This is a genomic window from Bacillus sp. AFS023182 (assembly GCF_002560575.1).
Classification (GTDB): domain Bacteria; phylum Bacillota; class Bacilli; order Bacillales; family Bacillaceae_G; genus Bacillus_A; species Bacillus_A arachidis.
Window position 1 is genome coordinate 1 of record NZ_NTRO01000102.1, and the last position, 9,356, is coordinate 9,356.

The 9,356-nt window shown below is 35.9% G+C and carries 9 protein-coding genes; 7 read left to right on the top strand and 2 right to left on the bottom strand.

The genetic code is table 11. The annotated features are described in order from the left end of the window. Window positions 1-63: 63 nt before the first annotated feature. Window positions 64-336 carry an HU family DNA-binding protein gene (locus CN288_RS26640; RefSeq protein WP_003199316.1) on the bottom strand — a complete coding sequence of 91 codons (273 nt, stop codon included), beginning with the start codon at window positions 334-336 and terminating at the stop codon, window positions 64-66. Between the two features lie 101 nt (window positions 337-437). Beyond that, window positions 438-1,253, bottom strand: a complete 816-nt coding sequence (locus CN288_RS26645) for a formate/nitrite transporter family protein (protein WP_026592622.1) — start codon at window positions 1,251-1,253, stop codon at window positions 438-440. 615 nt (window positions 1,254-1,868) lie between these two features. Here CN288_RS26645 and CN288_RS26650 point away from each other — a divergent pair. From CN288_RS26650 to CN288_RS26685, 7 genes are all read left to right on the top strand, one after another. Then, window positions 1,869-2,207: a hypothetical protein gene (locus CN288_RS26650; RefSeq protein WP_026592623.1), complete on the top strand. Its 339-nt coding sequence runs from the start codon at window positions 1,869-1,871 to the stop codon at window positions 2,205-2,207. A 308-nt stretch (window positions 2,208-2,515) separates the two neighbouring features. Continuing rightward, entirely contained in the window at window positions 2,516-3,055 is a 540-nt protein-coding gene (locus CN288_RS26660; RefSeq protein WP_026592624.1) for a DUF420 domain-containing protein, read from the top strand. 231 nt (window positions 3,056-3,286) lie between these two features. Beyond that, a complete protein-coding gene (locus tag CN288_RS26665; protein ID WP_026592625.1) occupies window positions 3,287-4,450 on the top strand; it encodes an iron-containing alcohol dehydrogenase in 1,164 nt (387 codons plus the stop codon). 159 nt (window positions 4,451-4,609) lie between these two features. After that, complete coding sequence (locus tag CN288_RS26670; protein ID WP_026592626.1) at window positions 4,610-5,362, top strand: DeoR/GlpR family DNA-binding transcription regulator; 753 nt, start codon at window positions 4,610-4,612, stop codon at window positions 5,360-5,362. Further along, a complete protein-coding gene (gene pfkB, locus CN288_RS26675) occupies window positions 5,359-6,270 on the top strand; it encodes a 1-phosphofructokinase (RefSeq protein ID WP_026592627.1) in 912 nt (303 codons plus the stop codon). The genes CN288_RS26670 and pfkB overlap by 4 nt, the downstream gene beginning before the upstream one ends. Window positions 6,271-6,283: 13 nt before the next feature. Continuing rightward, window positions 6,284-8,149: a PTS fructose transporter subunit IIABC gene (locus tag CN288_RS26680; protein WP_026592628.1), complete on the top strand. Its 1,866-nt coding sequence runs from the start codon at window positions 6,284-6,286 to the stop codon at window positions 8,147-8,149. Window positions 8,150-8,523: 374 nt separating this feature from the next. Next, window positions 8,524-9,356, top strand: an 833-nt coding sequence (locus tag CN288_RS26685) for an SH3 domain-containing protein (RefSeq protein WP_098303530.1), incomplete at its 3' end; no start/stop codon positions are given.

Sequence of the window (9,356 nt, forward strand, 5' to 3'; positions counted from 1 at the left end):
GCCTAATGAAATAACCGTGTTTAACTTTTAGGGGTCACTTCATAAACGAGAAGGCTTTTTTTATTATTTTACTGCTTCTTTTAATTCTTTACCAGCTTTAAATGCAGGTACTTTTGAAGCTGCGATTTGCATTTCTTCACCTGTTTGTGGGTTACGACCTGTACGAGCAGCTCTTTCACGAACTTCAAATGTACCGAATCCGATAAGTTGCACTTTTTCACCAGCAGCTAAAGTGTTAGTGATTGATTCTACTACAGATTGCACAACTACAGTAGCTTCTTTTTGAGAAATTTCAGCTGTTTGTGCTACATTTTTAATTAATTCTGTTTTGTTCATATTTTCACCTCATATGTAAATAATGCTATTTAAGTTGTTATTATAACGTATAAAAGAGAAGAGAACAAGTGTACTACAGGTTTTCTATTAAATTCTTTTTGTTAAGCAGTTATAGATTTTTTCTTTAATTCCGTTGTTTCACTTTTTGACTGCACTTGTTTGTTATAGGCTAAGAAGTAAGGAAGTGCTACGAACAGCATACCACCGACTAGGTTTCCAAAGAAGACGACAATGAAATTTGGTAAGTATTCCATCCAAGTTAAATGCCCTGCAAAGATGGCGGCTGGTATAACGAACATATTAGCAACCACATGTTGAAAGCCGATTGCAACGAAAGTCATAACGGGAAACCAAATACCAATCACTTTTCCAGTGAATTCTTTGCTCCCTATACTGAGCCAAACGGCTAAACAAACGAGCCAATTACACCCAATAGCAGAGATAAATGCCTGTAATGGTGTATCATGTAGTTTTGCTTGTGCGATAGATACAGTTTTTGCTAAAAATTGTCCCTCTGTTAATCCGACAATGTGACCGAAAAAATAAGCTACAAATACAGCACCAATAAAATTACTAATCGTAACAATTATTAAATTTTTCAATACTTTAGAGAAAGATATTCTTTTTGAAAACCAAGCAATTGTTACGGTCATCATATTACCAGTCACTAGTTCACCACCGGCAAGGATAACTAAGATTAGGCCGATAGGGAAAACAGCAGCTCCTAGAAAACTAGTAAGGGATCCCCAAGATTTTGGCATTGTTCCAATGACGTGAATATCAAGTAAATAACCTAGTGCGATGAAGGCGCCGCCAAAAAATCCTAGAATCAACATAGGTAGTAGCGGTAAAAGTGCCTTTTTTTGGCCTGAATTTGCGGCCAATTCAGTAATTTCTTGTGGTGCATAGACAGACATGACTAACCCCTCCATATTTCAATACATTAATCCATTTCCATTAATGGGTTTTTCAGTCTCATTGATGGTTAAATTGATAAGTCCGGAGAAATGAGTAAAATCCCTCGACTAAGCGTTTTCTCTTCTCAGAACATACTGATGAATTTTTTTGAATGAACACAAAAACACCAAAAATGATAATGTTGGTAAGTAGAAGTAAAAATTACTTAGAGTTATTCTGTAAAAACTTTCATCAAAAATGACATGTAAATAAAAAGTACATACATTGCAAGCATACCAATAAAAGTATGTTACATAATTTGAATATTTTTGTCAATTCATGGTAAACAATTAATTGGTATATTATGTGAAAATGATAGTTTTAATAGTTATATGTGATGAGTATACAAACCTATACAATTTATTGTTGTTTAATTTCTTCAAGTCTTTTTGAAAAAAGGATGCTCTAATAAACAAAATAGTGTATTAGTAAGATATCAGTTACTACAAAAAGTGGTACTTTTTTAATTGTTCAGATACTACAAGAACAAGAAGTATAAGTAGAAAATATGTAACCACTATTGGCATAGTGCATATAGAATATTTTTCTTGACTTTTTATACACGGGCGAGGAAAATGGTAAAAAAGGAAGGAGGGATGATGATGGAAGAGTACGTATTGGATCTTTATAATGTTTTGTATACAACAGATTGGCAAGATATTGTTTCATTTCTTGGGATTGTATTCTGTTTAAAAATTGTAATTGTGTATATGGAAGAGCAAGGTATGTTCTATTCCTTTTCATCTCCGTCCGATTTAGAGCGGGAACCATTGCTCAACTATGCCAATATAAAACAGACGGAACTTCCTTTTATCACATTCTTTATGATTCGATTTATAACAGCTATTGTGAAGAAAAAAGAAGCTGAAGAAGGAGATTGCTATCCGACTTGTACTGTAGTGTTTATAAGCTAAATACAAGGAGGAGAATAATATGTGGTTTCGTTTTCTTATGATTGGTTTCTTTTCATTAACAGCAATTTCTTTAATGGGATATCAAGTATTAGAGATTTTTCAAGCATATAGTGACACGTTTTTTAACAAAAACTAAACGAATTGCTATTTCAATAATAAACCGATAAAATCCTTCTTAAGAAATATAGTTAAGGAGGATTTTTTTGTTTCATATTACTGTGTCAAAGTATTGTCACATTTACACTATGAATAATATGTTAAAATAGTGAGGTTAATTATACATATGTAGAAGAAGAGGAGTGAACAATTTGGTGAATCAATCAACAAATCAGAAAAGCTATGCTCCTATTGTGATAACGCTTTCTGTAATTGTCAATGCGATTATTTTATTTTTGTTTTTTGGACCTGTTGGCTACAAAGGAGAAGTACATTTTGATGTAACAATTTTGCCGATGTTAAATGCAATCTTTAATAGCTTTACATTTGTGTTTTTATTGGCAGCATTGTTTTCTATTATTAAGAAAAATGTGAAGATGCACCGTGGTTTTATTCTCGCGGCATTTATAACAACGTTGCTATTTTGTGTTTCATATTTATCGTATCACTACTTAGCACCAGCAACGCATTTTGGTGGAGAAGGTATTATTAAATATGTGTATTTCTTTATTTTAATTACGCATATTTTCCTTGCAGCAATTATTGTACCACTTGCGTTATTCTCGCTTGTATATGGTTTTACAAACCAATTGACTCGCCATCGTAAGATTGTACGTTGGACGATGCCGATTTGGTTATACGTAAGCCTTTCTGGTGTTATTGTTTACTTAATGATTTCACCGTATTACTAATAAAAACATCTCAGCCTTTTGGCTGGGATGTTTTTATTTCATTTATAGGCCTTGTATACCGCAACTTAAGATTTAAAGAGGGGTAAAGAAGATAGGTGAGGAAAAGCTTGAGTAGTGAGAGTCAACTTTCACTGATGAAAGTTTTACTTTATGAAGCAAATATTTTTGTGAAACGAACAAAATATGTTATACAAAAGTATATTGATTTTTATATTGGAAGGATGGGAAAGTATGCAAAACTTCGTATTTCGTAATCCGACAAAGCTTATTTTTGGCCAAGGGCAATTAGAGCAATTAAAAACAGAGATTCCTCAGTATGGAAAAAAGGTTCTTCTCGTATACGGCGGGGGTAGTATAAAACGAAATGGTATATATGATAATATAATCTCTATCTTAAAAGAAATTGATGCAGAAATTTTTGAGTTAACAGGTGTTGAACCGAACCCACGTTTATCTACTGTAAACAAGGGAATTCAAATCTGTAAAGAAAACGATATTGAATTTATTTTAGCTGTCGGTGGTGGAAGTGTCATCGATTGTACAAAAGCAATCGCCGCAGGTAGTAAATATGATGGTGATGTATGGGACATTGTGACAAAAAAAGCATTTGCAAATGAAGCTTTACCTTTTGGTACAGTACTAACTCTTGCAGCGACAGGTTCTGAAATGAACGCAGGTTCTGTTATTACAAACTGGGAAACGAATGAAAAGTATGGGTGGGGCAGTCCTGTTACATTCCCGCAGTTTTCTATTTTAGATCCAGCGCATACAGCTTCTGTACCAAGAAATCAAACGATTTATGGTATGGTTGATATTATGTCACATGTATTAGAGCAATATTTTCATCAAGGCTCAAATACAGAATTACAAGACCGCTATTGTGAATCTATTTTAAAAACAGTCATTAAAACAGCACCAAAACTTTTAAATGATTTAGAAAACTATGAACATCGAGAAACAATTTTATACTGCGGAACAATGGCGCTAAATGGCATTTTAGCAATGGGTGTCCGAGGTGATTGGGCAACGCATAATATTGAGCATGCTGTTTCAGCTGTGTATGATATTCCACATGGCGGTGGTTTAGCGATTTTATTCCCAAATTGGATGAAGCATGTTTTAGATGAAAATGTAGATCGCTTTAAACAATTTGCGGTGCGTGTGTTTAACGTAGAGACCGAAGGGAAAGCAGATAAGGAAATTGCGTTAGAAGGTATCGAAGCACTACGCAACTTCTGGACATCTATTGAAGCACCATCTCGTTTAGCTGACTATGAAATTGGAGAAGAGAAGATAAATGTAATGGCTGAAAAAGCGATGGTGTATGGTGAATTCGGTCATTTTAAAAAATTAAATAAAGAAGATGTAGTAGCGATTTATAAGGCCTCGCTCTAAAAGGTAAATCTGATTTGAAAACCTTCTTGATAGATATCGAGAAGGTTTTTTTTGATTGAGTTTGAATGAATTGTGATTTATTTTGGTTTTTATTGAATGTTTTTGATTGATTTTTGAATCCGATTTCATTATACTGTAATTAAAGAAGAGGTGAGTGATATGTTAACTCCTGAACGTCATCAGCTAATTTTACAGCTTGTAAGAGAGAAAAAAGTAGTGAAATTACAACAGTTAGTGGAACAAACCGAAAGTTCAGAATCAACAATTCGTCGTGATTTAGTGCAATTAGAAAAAGGGCGTTTATTGAAAAGAGTGCATGGCGGAGCTGCTGTATTAACTGGAAAAGGTGAAGAGCCTACGATGGTTGAAAAATCAGCCAAAAACAGTCAAATAAAAAAGCAAATTGCTAAATATGCTGCGTCTTTTGTAGCAAAAGGTGATTGTATTTATTTAGATGCAGGAAGTACAACGTTTGAAATGATTCCATATTTAACAGATAAAGAAGTTACGGTTGTTACAAATGGCCTTATGCATATTGAAGCACTAGTTGAAAATAATATTCGTGCTTACTTGCTTGGCGGGATGATGAAGAGTCGAACAAAGGCCTTAATTGGTGCAATGGCACAGGAAAGTATGGGGCAATATCGATTTGATAAGTGTTTCCTAGGAGCGAATGGTGTGCATGAACAGCTTGGATATACAACACCGGATCCTGAAGAAGCATCGCTGAAAAAAATGGCGTTAACATTAGCAAATGAAGGTTATTTTTTAATAGATGAAAGTAAATTCGCAGAAGTTGCATTTGCGAAAATTGCAAGTGTTGAAGAGGCAACAATTATTACAAATGCATTAGAAGAAGAACAAGAAGAATATAAACGAAAAACAAACGTAATTGAGGTTGATAAACGATGATTTATACAGTTACTTTAAATCCATCGATTGATTATGTTGTTCAAGTAGAGAATTTCATGCTGGGGACTGTTAATCGAGCAGAAAAAGATATGAAATTTCCTGGTGGGAAAGGGATTAATGTATCCCGTGTGCTTCATCGGCTTGGAATAGATAATACAGCACTTGGGTTTATAGGTGGATTCACCGGCCAATTTATTGAAGGTGTTTTGGAAAATGAAGGTGTTAAAACGAATTTTGTTCATGTAGATGGCGATTCACGTATTAATGTGAAAATAAAGGGACAGGAAGAAACGGAATTGAATGGTCAAGGACCTATTATTACGGATAAACAGCTCGGGCAGTTGATGAACAACATTGAAAATATGCAGGCTGGTGATCATCTTGTATTAGCTGGTAGCATTCCAGCGTCGATTTCTAAAACATTTTATGAAACAATTGCTGCTTTTGGAGCAGAACGTCACATTAACGTTATAGTTGATGCGAGTGGAAATGCGCTTCAGTATGTGATTCGAAATAAGCCGTTTTTAATAAAGCCGAATCATCATGAGCTTGGAGAATTATTTGGAGAAGCGCTTTCAACTGTAGAAGAAATTATTCCATATGGCAGAAAGTTAATTGAGCAAGGTGTACAGAACGTAATTGTCTCTATGGCAGGAGCTGGGGCTTTGTTATTTACAAGTGAAGGAGTATATGAGGCAACTGTGCCAAAAGGAACAGTTATCAATTCTGTTGGAGCAGGAGATTCTCTTGTTGCGGGTTTTGTGGGGATATATGAAAAAACGAAAGATGTTGAGGAAGCATTTCGTTATGGTGTCGCAACAGGGAGTGCAACAGCTTTTTCGGCTGATTTATGTACGAAAGATAAAGTAGAAGAATTATTATCGCAAGTAATGATTACAAAGCGATAGGGGGGAACAGAGTATGAAAATTACAGAACTTTTAAAAAGGGATACCGTTATCATGGATTTGACAGCTTCAGAAAAAGAAGCTGTCATCGATGAATTAGTAGAGAAATTAGAAAAGGCAGGAACATTAAATAGCCTAGCTGAATTTAAAGAGGCTATTTTAAAGCGTGAAATGCAAAGTACAACTGGGATTGGTGAAGGGATTGCTATTCCGCATGCAAAAACAAAAGCGGTCAAACAACCAGCTATTTGTTTTGGGCGTAGTGTAAGCGGTGTCAATTATAAATCGCTTGATGGACAACCAGCTCATTTATTCTTTATGATTGCGGCTAGTGAAGGAGCGAACAATACACATTTAGAAACGCTATCACGCTTATCTACGCTATTAATGGATGAGGAGTTCCGTAAACAATTGTTAGAAGCAAAAAGTGAAGAGGAGCTTCTGCACTTGTTCGATGAAAAAGAAAATGCAAACGAACAAGAAGATGAACTTAGTGAAGTAATAAAGCCCGAAGGAAATGAACCATATATATTAGCGGTAACAGCTTGTCCGACTGGTATTGCTCACACATATATGGCCGCGGATAGTCTAAAGGCGAAAGCAGCGGAGTTAGGAATTGCGATTAAAGTCGAAACAAACGGTTCTACTGGCGTGAAAAGTGGGTTAACGAAAGAAGATATTGAACGTGCAACAGCTATTATTGTTGCGGCAGATAAGCAAGTAGAAATGAATCGCTTTGCTGGAAAGCATGTTATTCAAGTCCCGGTTGCAGACGGTATTCGGAAATCAGAGCAGTTAATTAATCGAGCGGTAAATCAAGATGCTCCAATTTTTAAAGGTGGAAAAGAAAGTAGAGAAGTAGATAGTGGAGAAAAAGAAAATGGATTGGGCATATATAAGCATTTGATGAGCGGTGTAAGTAATATGTTACCGTTTGTAGTTGGAGGCGGAATCTTAATTGCACTTGCTTTTGCTTTCGGAGGAATTCAAGCGGAAGGTCCAATTGCAGAGACTCTCATGACAATCGGTGGAGGAAAGATGGGAGCGTTCGCATTTCTTGTTCCGGTGTTAGCTGGATTTATCGCAAGTTCTATTGCTGATCGTCCAGGATTTATGCCTGGTCTTGTCGGTGGTTTTTTGGCAGCACAAGCAAATGCAGGATTTTTAGGTGGATTAATTGCTGGTTTCTTAGCTGGTTATATTGTACTTGGATTAAAGAAAGTATTAGCAGGTTTGCCAGCTCAATTAGAAGGAATTAAACCTGTTTTGTTATATCCTGTACTTGGTTTGTTACTTACAGGGGTATTAATGTTGAAAGTTGTAAATCCTCCTGTTGTTGCTTTAAATGAGACGTTAACGAGTTGGTTAAATAGTTTAGGTGGTGCAAATGCTATAGTATTAGGTCTCATTTTAGGTGGGATGATGGCTGTGGACATGGGTGGCCCTATTAATAAAGCAGCATTTACATTTGGAATTGCTGCAATTGAAGCTGGGAATTTTGGTGTGCATTCAGCTATTATGGCTGGTGGAATGGTACCTCCGCTTGCAATTGCTTTTGCAACGACATTTTTTAAAACAAAATTTACAGAAGCAGAACGCAAATCAGGTCTTACAAACTATATTATGGGAGCGTCATTTATTACGGAAGGGGCGATCCCGTTTGCAGCAGCTGATCCAATCCGTGTAATTGTAAGTTGTGTTGTTGGGTCAAGTCTTGCTGGTGCATTATCGATGCTATTTGGAATTACATTGCCAGCCCCGCACGGTGGAATATTCGTCATTTTATTAGTAAATAAACCAGTTCTATATATTCTTTCTATATTAATAGGCTCTGTAGTATCAGCTTTGATGCTAGGGATATGGAAAAAGAAAATTTCATAAAAACTCCAAAAGGACAGTTACTCTACTAGGTAGCTGTCCTTTTGGAGTTTTAGATTCGGTTATATATGTAAAATACAAAAGATGTATTACGTAAAAAGACATAATGTAACTAAAAGTTGTAATGTTTCGATGTTTTTTTGTAACAAGAGGGTAACATTATTACTTTTATTGCAAAAAAATATGACCTTTTGAAAGAGAAAAAACGATTAAAACTCTTGAAAATACATATAGAATACAGCATTCTTTCATTCTATTTTATATTACAAAGCATTAATGATTGATTACGAATCGTTTGTAATTATGTGATATCCTAAATCTCTTAAAAAACTGTTGCTATAATGAGGGCACAAAAACAAAGCAAATGGAGGCTATTCATGAAAAAATTAATTGGTATAGCAGCGGCAGCGTTTTTTGGTCTTGGGATTTTCACTACTTCTGCACAAGCAGAAACTGTTGTAACAACAGAGGTATTAAATGTACGCGAGAACCCAACTACTGAATCACAAGTTGTAGGGAAATTATTAAATGGTCATAAATTAGATGTTACAAATACAGAAAACGGATGGTCAAAAATCAAATTAGACGGTAAAGACGTATTCGTAAGCGCAGAATTTACAAAAAGCATCTACTACGTAACAGCAAATGTATTAAACGTACGTGCTGAAGCGAGCACAAACTCAGAAATTCTTGGTACACTGAAGAAAGACGATATGATTGAAACAACGAACCAAGTACAAAATGGGTGGTTACAATTCGAATATAATGGGAAAACGGCTTACGTTCATGTTCCTTTCTTAACAGGTACAGCACCTGTTATTGAAAAACAAGAAACGCCAGTACCTGCAAAAGCAGAAGCGCCTGCAAAAGTTACAGCACCTGCAAAAGCAGAGGCAAAAGCAGAAGTGCCTGCAAAAGCAGAGGCAAAGGCACCAGTAGCACAAGCAAAACCTGCTACTCAAGTGAAAGCAGCAGAAACAAACGCTCCTTCTGGTGGTCGTGAACTAACAGTTGTAGCGACAGCATATACAGCTCATCCGAGCGAAAATGGCGGCACATATGGTGGTCGTGTATTAACTGCAATGGGTCATGACCTAACAGCGAATCCAAACATGAAGATGATCGCTGTTGACCCGAAAGTGATTCCGCTAGGATCAAAAGTATGGGTAGAAGGATATGGAGAAGCAATCGCTGGTGACACTGGCGGTGC